Annotated in this window: 16 protein-coding genes; 7 read left to right on the top strand and 9 right to left on the bottom strand. The window is 61.8% G+C overall.

Annotated features, from left to right (window positions below):
• Positions 1-72 precede the first annotated feature (72 nt).
• A complete protein-coding gene (locus tag ACFWO3_RS18645; RefSeq protein WP_378580459.1) occupies positions 73-1,530 on the top strand; it encodes an aldehyde dehydrogenase family protein in 1,458 nt (485 codons plus the stop codon).
• A 194-nt stretch (positions 1,531-1,724) separates the two neighbouring features.
• On the opposite strand, the gene ACFWO3_RS18640 is transcribed toward ACFWO3_RS18645, so the two are convergent.
• The 4 genes from ACFWO3_RS18640 to ACFWO3_RS18625 form a co-directional block, all read right to left on the bottom strand.
• Positions 1,725-2,936 (bottom strand): ABC transporter substrate-binding protein, encoded by a 1,212-nt coding sequence (locus ACFWO3_RS18640; protein ID WP_378580457.1) that lies wholly within the window; start codon positions 2,934-2,936, stop codon positions 1,725-1,727.
• Positions 2,937-3,019: 83 nt separating this feature from the next.
• Positions 3,020-4,216, bottom strand: coding sequence for a cytochrome P450 (locus ACFWO3_RS18635; protein WP_378580455.1), 1,197 nt, complete (start codon positions 4,214-4,216; stop codon positions 3,020-3,022).
• A 128-nt stretch (positions 4,217-4,344) separates the two neighbouring features.
• Positions 4,345-5,814: an aldehyde dehydrogenase family protein gene (locus ACFWO3_RS18630; protein WP_378580453.1), complete on the bottom strand. Its 1,470-nt coding sequence runs from the start codon at positions 5,812-5,814 to the stop codon at positions 4,345-4,347.
• Positions 5,815-5,867: 53 nt separating this feature from the next.
• On the bottom strand, positions 5,868-6,725 hold the full coding sequence (locus tag ACFWO3_RS18625; RefSeq protein ID WP_378580451.1) for a mycofactocin-coupled SDR family oxidoreductase: 858 nt from the start codon (positions 6,723-6,725) through the stop codon (positions 5,868-5,870).
• A 297-nt stretch (positions 6,726-7,022) separates the two neighbouring features.
• Between ACFWO3_RS18625 and ACFWO3_RS18620 the strand changes: the two genes are divergently transcribed.
• From ACFWO3_RS18620 to ACFWO3_RS18605, 4 genes are all read left to right on the top strand, one after another.
• Positions 7,023-8,066 (top strand): VOC family protein, encoded by a 1,044-nt coding sequence (locus ACFWO3_RS18620; RefSeq protein WP_378580449.1) that lies wholly within the window; start codon positions 7,023-7,025, stop codon positions 8,064-8,066.
• Between the two features lie 198 nt (positions 8,067-8,264).
• Positions 8,265-9,578 carry an NtaA/DmoA family FMN-dependent monooxygenase gene (locus ACFWO3_RS18615; RefSeq protein ID WP_378580447.1) on the top strand — a complete coding sequence of 438 codons (1,314 nt, stop codon included), beginning with the start codon at positions 8,265-8,267 and terminating at the stop codon, positions 9,576-9,578.
• A 105-nt stretch (positions 9,579-9,683) separates the two neighbouring features.
• Entirely contained in the window at positions 9,684-11,513 is a 1,830-nt protein-coding gene (locus ACFWO3_RS18610) for a flavin-containing monooxygenase (RefSeq protein ID WP_378580443.1), read from the top strand.
• Positions 11,510-11,791, top strand: coding sequence for a hypothetical protein (locus ACFWO3_RS18605; RefSeq protein ID WP_378580441.1), 282 nt, complete (start codon positions 11,510-11,512; stop codon positions 11,789-11,791). Before ACFWO3_RS18610 ends, ACFWO3_RS18605 begins: the two co-directional genes overlap by 4 nt.
• Here ACFWO3_RS18605 and ACFWO3_RS18600 read toward each other — a convergent pair.
• From ACFWO3_RS18600 to ACFWO3_RS18580, 5 genes are all read right to left on the bottom strand, one after another.
• Positions 11,788-12,582, bottom strand: a complete 795-nt coding sequence (locus ACFWO3_RS18600) for an IclR family transcriptional regulator (RefSeq protein WP_378580439.1) — start codon at positions 12,580-12,582, stop codon at positions 11,788-11,790. The genes ACFWO3_RS18605 and ACFWO3_RS18600 overlap by 4 nt on opposite strands.
• A complete protein-coding gene (locus ACFWO3_RS18595; protein WP_378580437.1) occupies positions 12,579-13,313 on the bottom strand; it encodes a 3,4-dihydroxy-2-butanone-4-phosphate synthase in 735 nt (244 codons plus the stop codon). Before ACFWO3_RS18595 ends, ACFWO3_RS18600 begins: the two co-directional genes overlap by 4 nt.
• A 168-nt stretch (positions 13,314-13,481) precedes the next feature.
• A complete protein-coding gene (locus tag ACFWO3_RS18590) occupies positions 13,482-15,917 on the bottom strand; it encodes a CaiB/BaiF CoA transferase family protein (protein WP_378580435.1) in 2,436 nt (811 codons plus the stop codon).
• Positions 15,918-15,966: 49 nt separating this feature from the next.
• A complete protein-coding gene (locus tag ACFWO3_RS18585) occupies positions 15,967-16,947 on the bottom strand; it encodes an enoyl-CoA hydratase/isomerase family protein (RefSeq protein WP_378580433.1) in 981 nt (326 codons plus the stop codon).
• Positions 16,948-17,344: 397 nt separating this feature from the next.
• On the bottom strand, positions 17,345-18,049 hold the full coding sequence (locus ACFWO3_RS18580; RefSeq protein ID WP_378580431.1) for a TetR/AcrR family transcriptional regulator: 705 nt from the start codon (positions 18,047-18,049) through the stop codon (positions 17,345-17,347).
• A 737-nt stretch (positions 18,050-18,786) separates the two neighbouring features.
• Here ACFWO3_RS18580 and ACFWO3_RS18575 point away from each other — a divergent pair.
• The gene (locus ACFWO3_RS18575) at positions 18,787-19,611 is read left to right on the top strand and encodes a glucose 1-dehydrogenase (RefSeq protein WP_378580429.1); all 825 of its coding nucleotides are present in this window, start codon (positions 18,787-18,789) and stop codon (positions 19,609-19,611) included.
• 98 nt (positions 19,612-19,709) lie between these two features.
• On the top strand, positions 19,710-19,904 hold the full coding sequence (locus ACFWO3_RS18570) for a ferredoxin (RefSeq protein ID WP_378580427.1): 195 nt from the start codon (positions 19,710-19,712) through the stop codon (positions 19,902-19,904).
• The last annotated feature ends 34 nt before the right edge of the window (positions 19,905-19,938 follow it).

The raw sequence follows: 19,938 nt of genomic DNA, 5'->3' as shown, positions 1-19,938 counted from the left end.
GCATACCGTCCGGTGGAGCGGCCCGACTGGTGGGCTTCGACATACAAATCGCGGAGCGGCGAAGGGAAGACTATGACGGTGCAGTCCGTACTGGACGAGGTCCGTGAGCGGCCGGGTAGCGGGGAAGTGATCCCTGTCATCGATCCCGCTACCGAAGAACAGATCACCGAATTCAAGGACGCCGGACCCGAGGCAGTCGACGAGGCGGTTGCAGCCGCAAAGGCGACGGCCGCATCGGGGGTGTGGTCGGGAATGCCCGACTACTCGCGCGCGAAAGTGCTGTGGCGCGTCGCCGACCTCATCGACGAGAACGCTGACGTGCTCTCCGAACTCGAGTCGTTGAATGCCGGGATACCACGGTCGCAGGCGAAGGTCATCACCGCGGTCGGCTCGGAGTGGTTTCGCTACTACGCCGGTTGGTGCACCAAAGTCGATGGAATCGCGAGGTCTGTGAACACTGGTGGACTGACCGGTATCGAGTCGCACATGCACGCGTACACACTGCGTGAACCGTACGACGTTGTCGGGTTGATCTTTCCGTGGAACGGACCCATCTTCAACTACTGTGCGAAGCTTGCGCCGGCTCTGGCCGCCGGCTGCAGCACCGTCGTCAAACCGGCCGAGGAAACACCGCTTTCGGCACTCGTGCTCGATCGTATTCTCTCCGAAGCGGGCGTGCCGGACGGTGTCGCCAACCTGGTGAACGGATTCGGACATACGGCCGGGGCTGCGATCACAGCTCATCCCGATGTCGACAAAGTGGCGTTCACCGGGTCGACGGAAGTCGGCCGAGAGATCGTGCACGCCTCTGCCTCGAGCAACCTCAACAAAGTCACGCTGGAGCTCGGCGGCAAGTCGCCGGTGTTGATCTTCGACGATGCGAATCTCGACTTGGCGATCGCAACGGCGGCGTTCGGCTGCTTCCTGCACTCCGGCCAGGTCTGCATGCTGGGTTCACGAATCTTTGTGCAGCGAAGCATTTACGAGCGGGTCGTCGACGGCATCGCAACCGTGGCGAACAACCTCCAGCTCGGCGGCCCCGACGAGGAAGGATCCATGATCGGACCGCTCATCAGCCAGAAGCAACTGACGAGGGTGATGGGCTATCTCGAGCAGGGGCGGGCCGAAGGAGTCGAACTGGTCACCGGTGGGCATCGTCTGGATCGCAAGGGATACTTCGTGCACCCGACCGTCGCCACCAAGATCGACCCGAGCACCAGTCGGTTGTTCAAGGAGGAGATCTTCGGGCCGATAGTTACAGTCCTGCCCTTCGACGACGAGGACGAAGCGATAACACTGGCGAACGACACGGAGTACGGCCTGGCCGGCACGATCTGGACCGAAAGTCTCGGACGTGCTCATCGTGTGGCCAAGCGGCTGAAAGCGGGAACCGTCGGCCTCAATTGCCAACTCCAGTTCGACCACTCGATGCCGTTCGGTGGTTTCAAGCAGTCGGGGTGGGGTTACGAGGCCGGCAAGGCGGGAATCGACACGTACCTGCAGTCGAAGACCGTATGGGCCCAGATGTAGGCAGGCTGGCACAACGGGTGCGGCGGACAGGACTACCTGTCCGCCGCACCCGTGTGTCGGGTCGAGGTGTGCAGGGGCGAGACTTGCAGGTCGAGACGTGGCTACTCACGACGAACGGCGACAAGCAGTACGCGGCTTCCCGATTCGATCTATTCGGAAAGCCGCGTACCGCTGTGTGATGTGGGGGAACCGAACTATTCGGGCAGAACGCTCACCTTGGACGGTTCTGCGAGTTCGCCGTCCTGCATCGTCAGGACGATCATCGTGCTGCCGCACAGAGAGCTCAGGTCGGGAACAGCAGTACCGTCGCAGGTGAACGTGATGCCGTCGCCCGCAGGGAGTTCGACCTCCTTGGCAGCCCTGATGGCGTCACCGATGGAGGTCGGGGTGACCTCACCGGACAGATCTGCTGTCGCACGAACCAGACCGAGTACTCCCTGGTAGCCGGCGACGGCGAAGCCCTGGGTGGGCGTATCCGGGGTGTACTTCTCCATGACTGCGCGATACAGAACGCTTTCGCTGTTGTCCGATACGGTGTCGGCGCTGCTGAAGACCTTGATTCCTTCGACGCCCGAGTTCCCCACTGCAGATACGACCTCGGGTGCGACGCATGTCTGCGGTGAGATGACCTGAGCGCTCGAGCCGAGTGTGTTCAGTGACTTCAGAACCGAAGTACAGACGGTGGATTCGCCGTACACGAGGACACCGTCGGGGTTCTTGTCGAGACCGGCACTGACTTGCGGAGTGGCGTCGGGAGCGCCGAACGGGATTCGGATGATGTCGAAATCGATACCGGCGTCCCTGAAGCGCGGCGCGCCCATGTTCTCCAGCGAGCCGGTGGCCGCCGGGCTGTCGATGGTGTAGGCGACGGCCGTCTTCCAGCCCTGTTCCTTGGCGAAGTTCGCCATCGCCTGAGAGGTGTTCGACCCGGCCGTCAGCACGAACGAGTTCTCGGACGTGATCTCTTCACGGCTTCCGCCCAGCGCAGTGACGTAGGGAATTCCCGCGGCCGTGACGATCGGCGCGATGATGCTACCGAGTCCTGTCGTCGTGACCACGACCGCCGACACGTTCTGCTCGACCATCTGATTACCGCAATCGCGCGCGGAGGTGGGTTCCTCTGCGTTCTTGCAGATCACCAGTTCGATGGGGCGACCGGCGATTCCTCCGAGATTCTCGTTTGCGTACTTGGCTGCAGCCTCGGCGGCCTCACGGTTCTCCGGCTGGGATATGGCCTGCCCACCTTCGTTGTTGATGAGCCCGATCCGAACCGCCTCGCCGGCTGCGGCTTCGCCCGGGAACTCGGCCGAAGGAGTGTCCTGGGAAGCCCCTGCCTCCGTGGCGCTGTCCGAGTCCTCTGCACTGCAGGCTGCGGCGGTGGCCAGGAGAAGGACGGTGGCGGCCACACACGCCGCCCGTCTCGACCTGTGTGAGGGTTCGGAGTCGGTACCTGATCTGTCCCGACCTGTTGTTGTTCGCATATCGACGCCTACACTTCCCATTCGAGGTGGATGTTGCTGTTGGGTCCGAGCTGCCCCCCGGACTCGGTCGGGGCCGACTCCGGGGCGAGTCGGTAGTTCGGAATGAGGCGGTGCCACTCCTCCAACGCGATACGGAGTTCGCGCCGCGCCAGGTGGGACCCCAAGCACCGATGGGGGCCTGCGCCGAACGCGATGTGGTTGGTGGAACCACGCTCGAAGTCGACCACCTTGGCGTCCTCGTATGCGGATTCATCGCGGGTGGCGGCGTTCAGCGGAAGTGAGATCATTTCCCCGGCCTTGATCGGGCACCCTGCGATTTCGGTGTCCTCCATTGCCTTCCGTGACGGAATGACGATGGCGAAGGCCCGGAGAATCTCCTCGATCGCCGAAGGGATCAGGTCCGGATCGTCGACGATCGACTGCCTGTGCTCTGGATGTGTTGCGAGGAACATGAACGTCGTTCCCAAGGTGGCGGACACCGTGTCCAGGCCGGCCATGAACATCAGGATGCAGAAGGACTCGAGATCTTCCTGCGACACCGGCTCGCCGTCGACCTCGAACTGGATCGCCTTGCTGATCATGTCGTCCCGAGGCGACTCCCGTCGCTCTGCGATGATCTTCCGAAAGTACTCGGTCAGGGCGACTGTAGCGGCGGCGCGACGGCGGGCGGTTTCCTCCGGTTCGCCGGACACGTGCAGGATCTCGTCCTCCCAGTGCAAGAAGGTGTCGAGGTCCTCGAAGGGCAGTCCCATCAGCTCGAGGAAGATGAACGACGGGTACTGGTTCGCGAAGTCGTGCATGAAGTCGCATTTGCCTCGTTCTGCGATCTTCGAGATGACGTCGACCGCGCGTTGGCGGACCTTGTCCTCGAGACGCTCGACGAACTTCGGAGAGAACAGTGGACCGAGTTGCTTGCGCCACTGACGATGTTCGTCGCCGTCGAGCATCTCCGGAATCCACCGAAAGGCCGGATTCGGGTTGAACACCGTCACAGCGGTACTGGAGAAGACATCTGCGTTCTGATAGACCGACAGCATCTCTTCGTAGCGCGTCACGATGTAGTGACCGTTGGCGAACTCGTTTCGGATCACCGGTGCTTCTTCACGCAGCTCGTCGTAGATCTTGATCTTCTCACCGAACGGCAGCTCGCTGTAGTGGTTGAAGTCGCGGACAGGGCACACCGGTGCGGGTTCGGATGTGCTCATGTTCTCCTCCTGGTGATCGTGTCTTCTCTGATTGGCTGGTAGGGCTGGCGAAGGGTGCGGAGAACCTGCGGCGGACAGAGGAAGCGTGTTCTCCGAAGGGAATTGCGGTCAGCGGCCCGGCTGCGTGGCTAGCCGGATGCGACACCCCAGATCATCGTTTTCGTCTGCAAGAACTCGTCCATACCGGCTGCACCGCGCTCTCGTCCCAGACCGCTCTGCTTGTATCCGCCGAACGGCCCATCGGGATTCAGTCCGCCTCCGCCGCCGTTGATGGTCACGTATCCCGCGTGCAACCTTCGACCGATGCCATGGGCTCGAATGGGATCGTGTGCCCAGACACCGGCTGCGAGACCGTATTCACTGTCGTTTGCGATCTGGACCGCCTCGTCGTCGTCGTCGAACGGCATGAGGATCATCACTGGACCGAAGAACTCGCGACGGGCAATCGTCATCGAGTTGTCGACATCGACGAACAGTGTGGGCTCGATGAAGTAGCCCTTGTCCAGGTGTGCCGGCCGTCTTCCGCCGAATGCGACCGTCGCACCCTCGTCGATGCCTGTTCTGATCAGCTCCTCCACACGTTCCCGTTGAGAGGCGCTGCCGAGCGGGCCCATCGTGACGTCCGCCGACGCCGGGTCGCCGAGCGTGATCGCGCTCAGTGGCTCCTCGACCAGGCGGAGAAGCTCGTCGAATCGAGACCGATGCACGAGCGTCCGAGTGAGAAAGGCGCATCCTTGGCCCGCATGCAGAATGGTGTCACGGACGACCGACTGTGCAGCACGACGAAGATCCGCATCGTCGCACACGACATTTGCCGACTTCCCGCCGAGCTCGAGAACGACCTTCTTCAACGTCGGCGCCGCCTGCTCGAAAACTTTGCGCCCCACAGTGTCCGAGCCGGTAAAGCTCACCACGTCCACCAGAGGGTTGGTGGTGAGTTCGCTGCTTGCATCGGCGTCTCCCGACACGATGTTCAAGACACCGTCCGGAAGGCCGGCGTCCTCGGCGATCTCGCCGAGGACGAATGCCTCGAGCGGCGTCGTCGGAGACGGTTTGAGTACCGTCGTGCAACCGGCAGCGAGTGCGGGACCCAACTTCATCAGATTGAGGTACAGCGGAAAGTTGTACGCAGAGATCAACGCCGCCACGCCGAACGGCTCACGGAGGACTACACCTTGCCCGATCCCTGCTCCGAAACTGGGCGAGAGCGGTACCTGGAGCGGAAAGGTAGGCAGCACGCGCTCGGCCATGTCGCGAAAGTGTGAGATGGGAATGCCCGTCTGGAACGATTGAGCCCCGGGCCGTGTGCATCCCGTCTCGGCGATGTTGAGCGTGACCAGTTCGTCGATTCTCTTCTCCATGGCCGACGCCATCCGAAGCAGTATTCGAGAGCGTTCGGCGACCGACAAGCCTGGCCACGGCCCGTTGTCGAAAGCGTCCCGTGCGGCTTCGATTGCTCGGATCGTATCGCCGCGACTACCGACGGGCGCGAGGCCGATCGGGTCTTCGGTCGCCGGATTGATCACGGGGTCGACGCGCCCGTGTTCGCTGTCGACCCAACGGCCGCCGATGAACAGTTGGCGATACTCCTTGATCATGGGGTCCTCTCGGGTGCAGCGAGTAACCACTGGCCGGTCCTGCGCTCGTGGGGCTACTTCAGTGAATACGGGTTGGTGTGCGTCAGTGCGGCGCCTGCATCGACCTTCATCTGCAATCCGGTGACGAACCGGGAATCGTCCGAAGCAAGGAACAAGACCGCTCGGCTGACATCGTCGGGCTCGATCCACGAGACGTTCATCGGCTGACCCGATTTGAATGCCTCGACGGTGTCCTCGCGGGTCGGGGACGCCAGATCCGGTCGGAAGACCCTGTACATGGGATCGCTGTGCAGCATGTCGGTGTTGCAGTTCGTAGGGTGCACACAGTTGGCCCGAATCGACTCGGGCGCCACCGCCAGTGCGAGGTCGTGGATGTACTGAGCCACTTGGCGTTTCGCGCTGCTGTACCCGAACCCTCCCGGACCGAGAACCTCGGTGCCACTTCCCTTCATCAGTGCCGCAACGGACCCGGTGGCAATGATCGACGCCCCGGCCGAAAGATGAGGGTATGAAGCGCTGACGGTGTTGACCACGCCGACGAGGTCGACATCGACGGCGTCGAGAAACGCTTTGCCCGGGACGTCACCAAGGGGGCATATGCCGGCATTCGCGACGACGATGTGGAGGCCGCCGAGTTCGGCTACCGCATCGTCGATGGTCCTTTGCAGTTGTGCGGCATCACGAACGTCGGCGACTGCCGACACACATCGGCGACCCTCCTTCTCCACGAGACGGGACGTTTCTTCGAGGTCCTCGCGAGTAGCCATCGGATACCGGTTCGTCTCGATGTCGCTGCAGATGTCGATTGCGACGATGTCTGCGCCGGCTGCGGCAAGTGTGACTGCGTGACTGCGCCCTTGACCACGCGCGGCACCGGTGACCACCGCGGTCCTGCCGTCGAGTTTTCCCATCGCGTGCGACTCCGTTCGTCGGTGACTTCCGTGAGGTCGAACTGCCTTCGATGTCGGCCGGGCTTGCTCCACGACACCGAAGGCAGTAGACGCAGAGTTGCAGGTCTTTCCGGCGTCTTGGGTCCGGCGTCCCAACCAACGGGATGCAGCGGGATCCAGGAACTCCAAGGCATGACGCGCCCGTCGTCGAGCGCATTCGGCATGGGTTCCAGTGAGCGGAATCATTGCTGAGCCGAGTCGAAGTCCAGCTCTAGCCTCCTCTCAACGACTCGTCCGACGCGTGAGGAGAAACACGAAATGACCGCAGCAGGCCCTGGCCGGCCACAGATTGCGCATTGTGGAGCTATCGCCCTGGGTACCCCCAGGCTGGAGACATCCCTTGCGTTCTTCCGCGACGTGTTGGGCATGGAGGAGGTCGAACGGACCGGCGACACTGTCTATCTCAGGGGTTACCAAGAGCTCAAGCATCATTCGTTGGTGCTGTTTCAGAATGACACCGCGACCGTGGATTCCTACAGCTTCCGAGTCCAACGACCCGAGGACCTCGACCTGTTCGAGGAGCAGCTGTCGGCCCAGGGCGTCGAGGTTGCCGAACTTCCGGCCGGACACCAAGCCGGTCGAGGTGCGGCACTGCGATTCGTAGTGCCGTACGCCGGGCATGCTTTCGAGCTCTATTACGACATCGACGCTCCAAAGGCTCCCGAAGAAATCGCCTCGCGACTCAAGAGCAATTCTTCGCGGCGCCGGGGCCTCGGCGCCAGGCGGCTCGACCACTACAACATCCAGGCCTCACCCGAGAATGTGGGAAACGCTGAGCAGTGGTTGCGCGAGAGTCTCGGATTCAAGCGTCGAGAGTACGTCTACGTCCCGGAGAACGACTTCCTGATCGCGTCCTGGACATCGGTGACCTCTCAGGTGCACGATCTCGCCATCGCGATGAGTATGTCTGGTGAAGACGCTCAGCTGCACCACGTGGCGTTCAACATCGAGAACCACAGCGATCTACTCACCGCGGCAGATACGCTGCGGGACCTGGACGTCAAATTCCATTGTGGCCCAGGAAAACACGGAATCGGACAAGCGATGTATCTGTACGTCGAAGAGCCGGGATCGGGCCACAGAATCGAGCTCTACTCCGGCAACTATCACATCTTCGATCCGGACTGGGAAGCGCTGGGGTGGACCCCGGCCGAGCCTGACGGGATGACGTGGTTCGGGCAAGAGCTCGACGTCACTCAGGGCGGCACCATGGCGACTTCGACCGACTCGGTGTCGTCGGTCAAGTCACTGATAGGTACACCGGTTGCTGCCGAGCGGAATCCGGACCAAGGCTCGACATGAGTTCGAAATCGAGTCGATGGGCCCGTACTCGCTGGATGAACACGCTGTCGTATCCGCTGTTCATCGATCTCGTACAGCGAGACCACGGGTGACCCGTCCCACGGCGATTTCTACTCTGTTCACAGAGATTGCGGGCAGATGCTCGTCGGGGCGTACGCACGAATGCCGAGCTGAACGAATATATAAGACGGAGAGCATATGTCGAAGCAACGCTACTTGCATTTGAATCTGGTTGGGAACGAGATCAACCACCACCAGGGAACGCCGGCATACGAGCGTGATCACGGGGGTGGGCCGAACCGGCGGAATGCCTACCTCCCGATCTCGGAGATGGGGAAACTGGCCGAGGAAGGCTTCTTCACAGCCATGTTCCTCGGCGATATCGCCGGCACCGCCGGTTCGCCGGCATTCGACGGTGGTCCACCGGAACCCATCACTGCGTTCGCTGCCTTGGCGGTCGAGACCAATTATCTGGGACTGATTGCAACCGCATCGACATCGTTCTACGACCCCTACAATCTGGCACGATTGCTCGGCTCTCTCGATCAGCTGTCGAACGGACGAGCGGGTTTCAATGCCGTGACCAGTGTGAGTGAAGAGTGGGCGCTCAACTACAGCAAAGACGGCCATCCCGACCGTGCGACGCGGTATCGCATTGCCGACGAGTTCCTCGACGTGGTGACCGGGTTGTGGGACAACCGAGAACTCCGCTACGACCAGGACGGCATTCGGCGGTTCTACGCAGATCCCATCAACCACCAGGGCAAGAACTTTCAGGTACTGGGGCCCTTGAACGTTGCGCCGAGCATTCAGGGCCGACCGCTCATCGCGCAGGCCGGCGGATCCGGTCCTGGTATCAAGGTGGCGGCGAAGCACGCCGAGATGGTTTTCACGAACGCGAACACGCGCGAACAGGCGGCCGACTACCGAGCGCAACTGGACGAGGCGCTGGAAGCGGCTGGCCGACCGAAAGGGAGCGTTCCAGCGATCCCGGGTCTCATCCCGTACCTCGGCCGAACGCGCGCCGAAGCCGAAGACAAACTGCGTGCTCTCGACGACCACGTTCCGTACGAGGTTTACGCACCGTTCGCGCTGGTGCAGTTCGGACTGGAGTTCACCTACGACAGCGTCGACGACCCGTTTCCGCTCGACCAGATCCCCAAGCCCGAGGACGTGCAGGACACGATCAAGAGCACCTACGGAAATTACGTCGGGCTCTACAACTGGATCACCGAGCATCCCGGTGCAACCGTGCGAGATGTGACGGCCCAGTCGCTGGCCCGCGGAGGTGCACAGCACCGAAAGTTCGTGGGTTCGTATGACGACTTCGTGGATGATCTCGCGACTTGGCACGACGACGGTCACGTCGGTGGGTTCAATCTGATGTTCCCGACCGGTGTGATTGCCATTCGCGAGTTCGTGGACGAGGTGGTTCCACGGTTGGTCGACCGCGGCATCTACCGCGGCGTGCCTGATACGCGGCCGCTACGAGAGCGTTTCGCTCAGTCCTGAGAATCTCCCAGTAAGGCCGGTGCGCGTAGCTTGGTCGCCACCTGATCGTCCTGTGCCGCAATGGCTCTCCGTAGCCACAGCCCACGTAGTGAAAGTGAGCTTGACATGACCGTCCGTGAACAGGATCCAGGTCCCCAGCCGGAGACTTATGATCCGGAGTGGGTCCGCGCGAAGTACGGCTACGAGCGCGCGAAACGCTTGCGTTCCGACGCAGTCGACCAGTTCATCGAGGTGACTGCGGAGTTCTCCCATTACGCCGACGATCCGTACACCCCCCATACGGATCGCGACCCGGTGACCGACCAGGTTCAGGTCCTCGTCATCGGAGCCGGACTCGGAAGCCTCCTTGCGGCGGTCCGTCTCCGAGAAGCAGGCTTCGAGGACATTCGTATCGTGGACAAGGCAGGCGATGTCGGCGGTACTTGGTACTGGAATCGATACCCGGGAGCTCAGTGCGACATCGAGTCCTACATCTACATGCCGTTGTTGGAGGAACTGGGGTACGTACCGGCGCGGAGGTACGCGTTCGGGCCCGAGATTCGGCGACACTGCATGAAGATCGCCGAACATTACGATCTGTACCGGAATTCGCTTCTGCAGACTGCTGTGACCGGCATGGAATGGGATGACGAGGCGAGGAAGTGGAACGTCTCGACGGATCGGGGCGACCGGATCACCGCCACGATCGTACTCGTCTCGCCAGGCCCGCTGAGCCGCCCGAAGTTGCCCGGGATTCCAGGTATCAACGAGTTCGAGGGCCATACTTTCCATACCAGTCGGTGGGACTATTCGTATACCGGGGGAGACGAGAGTGGGGGGCTGACGAAGCTGGCCGACAAACGGGTCGGAATCGTGGGCACAGGTGCAACCGCGTTGCAATGCGTACCACATCTGGGTGCGTCGGCAGGAGCTCTTTACGTGTTCCAACGGACTCCGGCGGCGGTTGATGTCCGAGGCGACAGGCCGACCGATTACACGTGGGCCGAGGGATTGAAGCCAGGGTGGCAACGAGAGCGAATGCAGAACTTCACCGCGCTCACCGCAGGAATGGGTGCCACTGATGCCGATCTCGTCGACGACGGATGGACGCAGGTCGCTCGTGAACTGACCGCCCCAGCGGTGATGAAGGAAATGGAGCGCCGCGGGGGAAACATGACGATGGAGGAAATCGAAGAGTACCTCTTCGAGGAAGACTACAAGTCCATGGAACGGGTGCGGGACCGGATCGACGCGCTCGTCGACGACCCCGAGATCGCCCAAGCGCTGAAGCCCTGGTATAAGCGGCTCTGCAAGCGGCTGAGCTTCCACGATGCCTACCTCCAGACGTTCAACCGGGACAACGTTCACCTGGTCGACACCGGTGGGCGTGGCCTGGATCGCTTGACCCGCGACAGCGTGGTGGTCGGGGACGTCGAGTACAAGGTCGATGCTCTCGTGTTCGCCACTGGATTCGAGGTCGGTACGAGCTACACACGACGGTCGGGATTCGATATCACCGGACGTGGCGGAACTCGACTGAGCGACAAGTGGGCGAAGGGGCCGAAGACTTTTCACGGTTTGCAGACCCATGACTTCCCCAACTGCTTCTTCCTGGGATACACCCAAACGGGTATTGCTCACAACTATGTGCACACTGCCGACGAACGAGCACGTCACCTCGCCTACATCCTGAAGGAGTGGGACCGCCGGAATGGTTCCCTCGTGGAAGCAGATCAGGAGGCAGAGGACGAATGGGTGCAGACGATGGCCGAGAGCACCGTGATGGGCAAGCAGTTCTTCGCAGACTGTACGCCGAGCTACCTCGACACCGAGGGTGATACGGAGAACCCTGACAGCCTGCTCTCCGCAGGGTACGGAGGAGGTCCCGTCGCCTTCTTCGAGATACTCGAAAAGTGGCGAGCAACAGGGACATTGGATGGGGTGACGATCGAATGATGCCGGCCGGTTTCCATCAGGTGGCGCCGATCCGGCGTGCGGAACGGGGGTCCCGGCGTACGGAATGGGTGTCACTGTTGTCGAGGGTCACGGCATCGTCGTGCCGCACGGCGCAGCGAGCGCTGACGCTCACCCGGCACGGCAGCGGATTCACGCTGACCGCACCCTACGGGCTGGGCTCGATCACCGTCTCCGACGCCGACCGGTCGTCCGAGTACGACCGGTCGGCATCGGATCGGTTCGACCCGACCGTGCGGCGATTGCGTTCGACTCTCTAGTGCGGTACCTCGTTGTGAGCGAGGGTGTTCGAGACCGACCTGGCCGCGCGCAGCACGATGGGTGCAAGTGACCTGATCGGGCCATCGTGGCGCGTGGCGACCGAGATCGACCCGACGGGGCCTTCCGGACCCCGGATCGCGGCACCGATACAGGACAGGTGCGGCAGATACTCGCCGTGCTCGACTGCGAGTCCGTTGCGTGCGCGAATGCGGGCGAGTTCCTGATGAAGAGTGTCCATGTCGTGAATGCTGCGTGCGGTCTGCCGCCCTCGAACGGTGGTCGTGAACTGCGAGTCGACGTACTCGGGAGTGAGTCCCGCCATGATCGCCTTGCCGGCCGCCGTGCAGTGGGCGGGTGCCCGACCTCCGACCTGAAGCGGGGTTCGTTGGTCGTACTTTGCGCCGAACATATCGAGAAAATAGACCTCTGAACCAGCGAGAGTCGTGAGGTGCACGCACAACCCGGTGTGGCGCGCCAGGGCTTGGAGCACATTCGCCGCAGCCGAACGAAGTTCGTGCTGTGTACGCTCTCTGCCGCCGAGGGTGAGTGCTCGGCTCCCCAGGCTGTAGTGCGTCTTGGCATGAATCAGCCATCGGCACTGCACGAGTTGATCCAGAATTCGGTGCGCGGTCGAGCGAGGAAGACCGGTGTGTTGGGTGACGTCGTCGAGTGTCAGCCGTGCGAGCGGCCGGTCGAACGCCTCCATGATGAGCGTCATCCTCTCCACCATCGACAGTGGCAGGCTGTTCGTTTCGGTGACGTCGGAGTCGTGTGACAGCAATGTGGTCATGATGCACCGTCCAAGGAAATCTGCCCAGTGTGTCCGGGGTTCGGCTGTTCGAGGTCGAGAACGTGGTCGAGGTGGGTCGCGAGTCTCGCATCGGTGTAGCTGATGATCGGAATATCGTGGTGGCCGGCGAATTCGACGGCCTCGGTGGGCTGGAGCAGCCCGGTCGAATCGGGTTCGGAGCCGACCACTGTCGCGAACACGACGGCGTTCGATCCGCTGCATTCGGCCAGCTGCAATGCGGCCCCGGCGACGTCGCGGCGCGGTGGATGCCCGGCGACTCGTACCGGCAGCACATGGCCCGGCCTGGTGAAGTCACCTGCAACGGCATCCGGTCTGCCGAGTGTGTTGATCGTGCGTGTCCGATCGATGGCGGAGATACCGGTACCGATCCCGACAGCCGCATCCACGCCCACACATTGCTGTGACTGCATCCGGTTCACCGACGGAGCCACGGGAGGGATCTGCAGCCGGCCGAGGGCTTCGTCTCGGAGTGCCACCTGCAGCAAACCGGACGTATGACGTACGAGAAACGCCGTGTGCTCGACAGTCAGTCGGTCCGCCAGACAGATCAGATCGTATCGGGGGCTCACGCCGATACCGTCACCGAGTATTGCCATCCCTCCTGCACGTAGACGCGCTATGCAACGTCGCGCGGAGGGTGGTGACGTCGTTCGCCGTCGAGGGCGCCTTCCGGGCCGAGCCTTCCTGGGCCGAAACACCTCGGAGTTCATGGCGCCGCTCCGATTCCGACCGCGGGAACTCGATGTTCGATCACCCACGCGAATGGGGGATCAGTTGTGGGCATGTCCTGCATCGGTTCCATCGTGTGCCTTTCTGAGTCGTTCTAGACAGGCACCCCGCTCGGGTTCGAGGCGTGAACCTCGCCCTCGGTGGGGAAGCTAGAAGGAGAGCGCGTTACCAATCACGTTCTCTGACACCAGCTGTTCGATCTCGTCCTCCGTCAGTCCGAGTCCGGCGAGCAACTCGGAGTTGTGCTCGCCCAGGAGTGGCGCCGGGGCGGCACGGTACTGATCGGCCATCGAGGAGAAACGAATGGGAAGGGTGCTGTGCAACGCGGGCCCGTTGACAGAGTGATCGACCTCGGCAAAGAACGACCGTGACTGCAATTGAGGTAGCTCCGCCTGACGATGCGGTTGCATGACCTTGCCTACCGGCACGTCTGCAGCCCACAGGCGTTCGACGATGTCGTCGTCGTTTCGCGTCCGGCACCAAGCGGCGAGCTCTTTGTCGATGAGGTCGTGCTGCCGACGCCGTCCTTCTGCGGTGTCCAGCTCGGAATCCTCGGCCCAGCCCGGTGATCCGATTGCGGTTCGTAGACTTCGCCACTGCTCGTCGGTCTCCACTGCGATGGCTACCCAACAGTCGTCGCGACCGAACTCGTCGACACCTTCGGTCTGATAGAGATTCTGCGGCGCTGCAGTCGGTCCGCGATTTCCTTGCCGGGTCAGCAGGTTCCCATACGCGGAGTACTCGATCGGCTGCTCCGCCGTGACGTTCAGCGCGGCGTCGATCATGCTGGCCTCGACCAAGCTTCCCTCACCGGTACGGTCCCGATGTGCCAGGGCGATGAGCAGACCGTTGAGAGCATGGATTCCAGCATTCGGATCCCCGATCGAGTACGGTTCGACCGGATTCTGGTCGGGATGCCCGGTCAACCAGGTCAATCCGGACGCGTCCTCGATGACGTACGCGAACGCAGCCTTGTCACGCCACGGCCCATCCAGACCGAAGCCCGGCATCCGGACCATGATCAGGTCGGGGCGGAGCAACTTGACCGATTCGTAGTCCATTCCGATCTGATCCAGGACACGTGGGGTGTAGTTCTCCACCATGACATCGCAGGTTTTCACCAGCTCACGCAACAGCTCTTTACCCTTGTCGGTTTGGATGTTGAGCGTGATGCCCTTCTTGTTCGTGTTCAGGCCCGAGAAGATGGGCGACTTCTCCCACCAGTCGGAGTCCGTCATGGGAACACCAGCGATCATGCGCGTCATATCCGGCCGCGAGGTCGACTCGACATGTATCACCTCGGCTCCGAGCATCGCCAGAACATGGGTACAGGAAGGCCCGGCCCAGAACGCAGTCATGTCGAGCACCCGCATCCCGGAGAACGGCAAGGACTCCGACCGCGACCGTTCCGACTGCGCGGATTCTGGTCGTCCAGCCGCATCGGACGGTCGGAAACGTGCCCGATAGTCCTCGGTGTGCTCACCGAGCCTCGGTGCCGGCCGTGGCGGCTGTAGCTCGAAAGCAGTCATCCGGTAGGGATGGTTCGGTTGTGTGAAGTTCCCGCCGGGATTCTCGACGAACGAACCGCGCACCCCATAGTGATCCATCTCGGTTACGTTGGCGCCGTGAGCTACAGGAGCGTTCGGAAGGCGAAACGAAGTCGCAGCCTCCGAGACTTCGTCCATGGTTCGAGCGCGTATCCACTCGTAGATCTGGGGCGCGAGCTCGTTCGCGCGCTGCGTGATCGCGAGCGGAGCCTCCTCGTCGATCCATTCCGGGTGGCCGACGAGGATGCACAGGTCGGACCACTGCTGCGCTGTTGCGCAACCGACCGCCACCATGCCGTCCGATGCCTCCGCGACACCCGGAACGAAGATCGAGCGTTCCGAGCGGAATGGCCTGTCTCTCAGCTCGTAGAAGCTGACAGGATGGTACGTGAGGCCCTGAACGGAGGTCTCGAGCATCGAGACGTCGAGGATCTCTCCGCTACGGGTCTCCGCTCGGTGGCGCAGCGAGACGAGGGTGCCGCTGGCCGCGTAGGCACCGGCGAACCACTCGCCGATACGGCCGCCGACGTGAACCGGCGCTCGGTCCGGGGCTCCGCGGCCGAGTCCGACAATGCCACCCGACCAGGCTTGGACGGTGAATTCGGTCGCGGCTCGGTCGCTCCACGGACCGTCCAATCCGAACGGGGTGATCGCGGTGACGACAAGATGGGGGTGCTCGGACAGAAGGGCCGATGGTTCGAAATCGGGTCCGGAGTTGAACGGGGAGTCGGGCGACCACACGACAGCGTCTGCCGCGTCGAGCAAACGATGGAAGTGATCGATATCGCCGAAGGATGTCAGGTCGATGACCACGCTCTGCTTGGAGCACGACAAGTACTCGAAGAGTGCTCCACCTCGGTCACCGGCCGGCGCGTCGCCCGTCGATGTCCATGATCTCAGTGGATCACCTTCTGGTGACTCGATTTTGACGACTTCGGCGCCGCCGTCCGCGAGGATTTTCGTACAGTACGCGCCGGCGATTCCGCCGGACACGTCCACGACGAGATAGTCGCTGAGTGGACCATGTGAATTCGACATGCTTGACCTGCCTTCGGAGGGGGTGTCGGTCGAGAGACGGACCCTGTGATCAGTGATCGCGGCGGCGTCCTGATTTGCTCAATCTGAAGTCGGGGGGAAACAAGTCGTCGTTCGCCTTGACCGCGTTGTTGATGCCGGCATTGACCGAGTTTTCGTCGAGAACGAGATCCTGAGCGTCGGGTTGCGCGTGACCGCCGAGGGATTCGAACAATCCGGTGAGCATGCTGCCGAGGTACTCACCCTGTGATTGCTTCATCATCTCGAAGAACATCTTCTGCATGTAGACGGTGTCCGTCGGACGAGTGCGAGAGCAGGCGAGCGCGTACTTTGCGACCTCGGCTTCGAGTTCGTCTCGGGGCACGACACTGTTCACGAAGTTGCAGTCGGCCATCTCGGCTGCGGTGAAGGGGCGCCCGGTGAAGACCATCTCCTGAAACTTTCGGAGCCCCATGGTCTGTGCCCATGTCCACATGCGGGGACCGAAGCCGATGTACCGAAATGCCGGATGTCCGAAGAGGGCGTCCTCGGACGAGATCACCAGGTCGGCATCTGCGGCCTGATAGAAGTGCCACCCATAGCAGTAGCCTTTGGCCTCGACGATGCTGATCTTCTTGAATTCCTGCAGGCTTCGGCACCCGGCAGCAGAGTTCGCGTACCACTGCGTCAGTGTTGCTCCGTGACGGTAGGTCCCGGAGGGAGGGAAATTGATCGCGGACTCGTCGTCGACGCGGAGCTCGCGTATGCGGGCGGCAGAGGTCGGGTCGGCCTCCATCTCCATCGCCTCCGGAATGTCGGCCCCTGAACCGAGGTTGGACCCGACACCCCGGATCACCAGGACCTTGACGTCGTCGTCGATGTTCGAGCGGTGAAGGAGATCCGCGTACCTGAGCCGCGCGTCTGCGGTCGGTGCGTTCAAGTGATCCGGCCGATTGAAGGTAATTGTCGCGATTTTCGTCTCGGGATCTTTCTCGTAGAGAATTATCTCGTCGGCTGACGGGCGTTTGCTGCTGGTAACCGATTCGTCCGTCATTATCGAACCTTCCGTCTGCGACATCGAGGAAGAAATCACTGCATGGACGTATTCGGCATGAGCGCACAAATGCTCGCGTTGTACCTGAATTCGAGCCAGGTCATGAACAAGTCTGCGGTTGGCCGACCTCGCGGCTCCGTGCGCGTTGTCGGCTCTACGCCCAAGGCATAGTGAACCGCATCACACTGCGTACGTCAATCACTTGGTTGATTTAATTTGAGCAAAGTTGGTCAGCCCGTTCGCGGCGGCGCTGATGCAGGGCGGATCTCTAGCGTGCGTCGCACGCGTGCAGCCGGCGAGAGCAGGTGGTTCCTTGCACGCCAGTTGATTGGTTGCCCGTGAGTGAGCTGGTCGTCTCGGTGTTGGGTAGCGATGATCTGTCCGACGCGCACAGCCGTCAGGCGGGTGTCACCGGTGCGGTCCAGATGCCGACCAAAGCATCCACGAGTCCTGTGGACATCTCGGACCACGTTGCCCGAATGAGGGGGCGCCCGTCCGCCAAGGCGCGCTCTCTCTGTGCGCACATCTCGATGATCAGGAACATCGCGATGTCCGTGCGCTCCGGCTGAATCTGCGGAGGTAGGAAGGGCAGGCAGCTCAGAAGGCCGTCGAGTGTCAGCTGCAATGAAGGGGACGACTTCCACGACTCTTCGAGGAGAATGTCACGCAACTCGGGATCGGAGATGAGTTGCGCGCCGAATCGAGCGAACCACGTCGGTGACCCGAGTTCGTCGAAACGCTGTGTGATCGGGCGCACTTGGCACTCGATCCAATCGCGGAGGTGAATGGATCCGCGAATCTTGTCGAGCATGCGTTCTCGTGACGGTTCGATGCCCTCATGGAACCTGCGCACCAGCGCACGGAACAGATCGATGCGGCTACCGAAGTGATAACCCACCACTGCGGTGTTGCCCTGACCAGCAGCTTCGGCGATCTGGCGGTTCGAAACGGCGTATATGCCGTCCTCGGCGAACAACCTCTCGGCGGTGTCCAGGATGAGCTCTTGTGTCGCTTCCTTCTTGCGCTGTCGCGTGACTGCTTTCGCGGGGGCCGCAGCGTCGCTCAGGCTCGGCCGATCGGACGCAATCTCGTCTGACCGCATCTCGTCTGACCTCCTCTGGCGACATGAACGTGCACGCCTTGTTCTTCTACATTCCTGAGCGAGCCAGCCCGGTCTCTCGGTCGGATCGGATGGGTCAACCCACCAAGGGTTGCCTTCAGTAAATCACTCGCTTGAGGCATTTAGCGAACTGGACATACGTTCGGTGAGCTGTCCATATCCGTGCGTATCAGCCACTTTTCGATCGTCAGAATCGTCATTTGCTGAGGTCAGCAGGTGCAGTTCGATGGGTGTGAGCGTCTCGAATCCAGCCCTCTGGGTCGCCTCGAAAGGGCAAGTGGTGCGCGTCTCGGCCATCTCGCCAGGCGGCGTGCAAGGAGTTCTCGCCGTCAATCTACGTCCTGACCTGCAGGTAGTAAAGCGGTAAGCCACTCGGGTGACCAATGCTCGCGGAGTGTTCGGGAGGCGCCGAGAAAAATCAATCAATCGCTTGACAAGAGTGCGGAGCACTGAGAGTCTGGACCGGAAAGTGAGATGCACAACATAGTCGGACTCGGGCGGAGCGCGCACTTCGGAGTCTCGGGATGTGTTAAGGCTCGCCGCCTCGGGCGTCGAGCGTGGTGAACGCATGGTTCACGGCCAGTAGGTGATTTCAGCGTTCTCGACAAACATTCATTCCTGAGGGATGAACGTTCTTTTACTGCCGATACCGATCAAATTCTGTGACGCACGAAAAAGGGTCCAGAATTCGGATTGGAATAATCGAAGGGCATTCGCACATGGCTGATGAATTGTCAGGAAAGGTTGCCGTTGTCACCGGTGGCGCATCTGGCTTGGGGCAGGGGATCGCAGAAAAGTTCGTGCGGGAGGGCGCGCAAGTCGTTGTCGCCGACGTGGACGAGGAGGGCGGCGAGAAGGTGTCCGCCGAACTGGGGGAGTCCGCGATCTTTGTGCGAACAGATGTGTCCGATCCAGGTCAGATCACGGAGTTGGTCCGCGCAGCCGTCGACAGATTCGGACAGCTCGACGTGATGGTGAACAACGCCGGAGTCTCGGGAACCATGCATCCGAGCTTCCTGGACGACGACCTGGCAGATTTCGATCGCATCCTGAGTGTGAACCTTCTCGGTGTGATGGCCGGCACCCAGGCTGCTGCAAAGGCGATGGTGGGCAACGGCGGAGGGTCGATCATCAACATCTCGTCGATAGGTGGAATCCAGGCGGGTGGAAGTGTGATGACCTACCGTGCGTCGAAGGCCGCCGTTATCCACTTCACGAAATCGGTGGCGATCGACCTGGCGCCCAACAATGTTCGTGTCAACTGCATCGCACCGGGGAGTATCCCGACGCCCTTGTTGGCGGCATCTGCCGCAAGCATGGGCGCGGACGCGGAATCGTTCACGGCGATGATCCGCGGCATCATGGCGGCGAATCGGCCTCTCGAGCGTGAGGGCACCCCCGAGGATGTCGCGGACGCGGCGGTGTACTTCGCAAGCGAGCGGAGTCGCTACGTCACCGCGACCTTGCTCCCAGTGGACGGTGGCACCTGCGCCGGCCCGCCGTCGAAGAAGCTCGACAATGCGGGTTCCCGCGAAGACGGTTGACAGGAAATGCTCCCCGATCGTTCCGAGAAAGTATGTCCGACAACTTGTCTCGCGTGTCGATGCGATACCGGCACGCACCGATGCCGTAGGAGACGACGATGAAGATCACCATCGATCAGGACAAGTGCATCGGCGCCGGGCAATGCGTTGCTGCGGCTTCGGATGTGTTCGACCAACGCGAGGAGGACGGAATCGCGATCCTCGTGGACGACGACCCGCCGGCAGAAGATGCCGATGACGTCCGACATGCAGCAGCCGTCTGCCCGGCTGGTGCCATTTTCGTCGAAGACTGAGCACCGTCAGAGCCACACTCAGATACCGCCGACC

Origin of the sequence: Rhodococcus sp. NPDC058521, from assembly GCF_042719695.1 — a bacterium.
Taxonomy (GTDB): Bacteria; Actinomycetota; Actinomycetes; order Mycobacteriales; family Mycobacteriaceae; genus Rhodococcus_F.
Note: the sequence above shows the minus strand (reverse complement) of the source record. Positions and strands in the feature narration are given on the sequence as shown.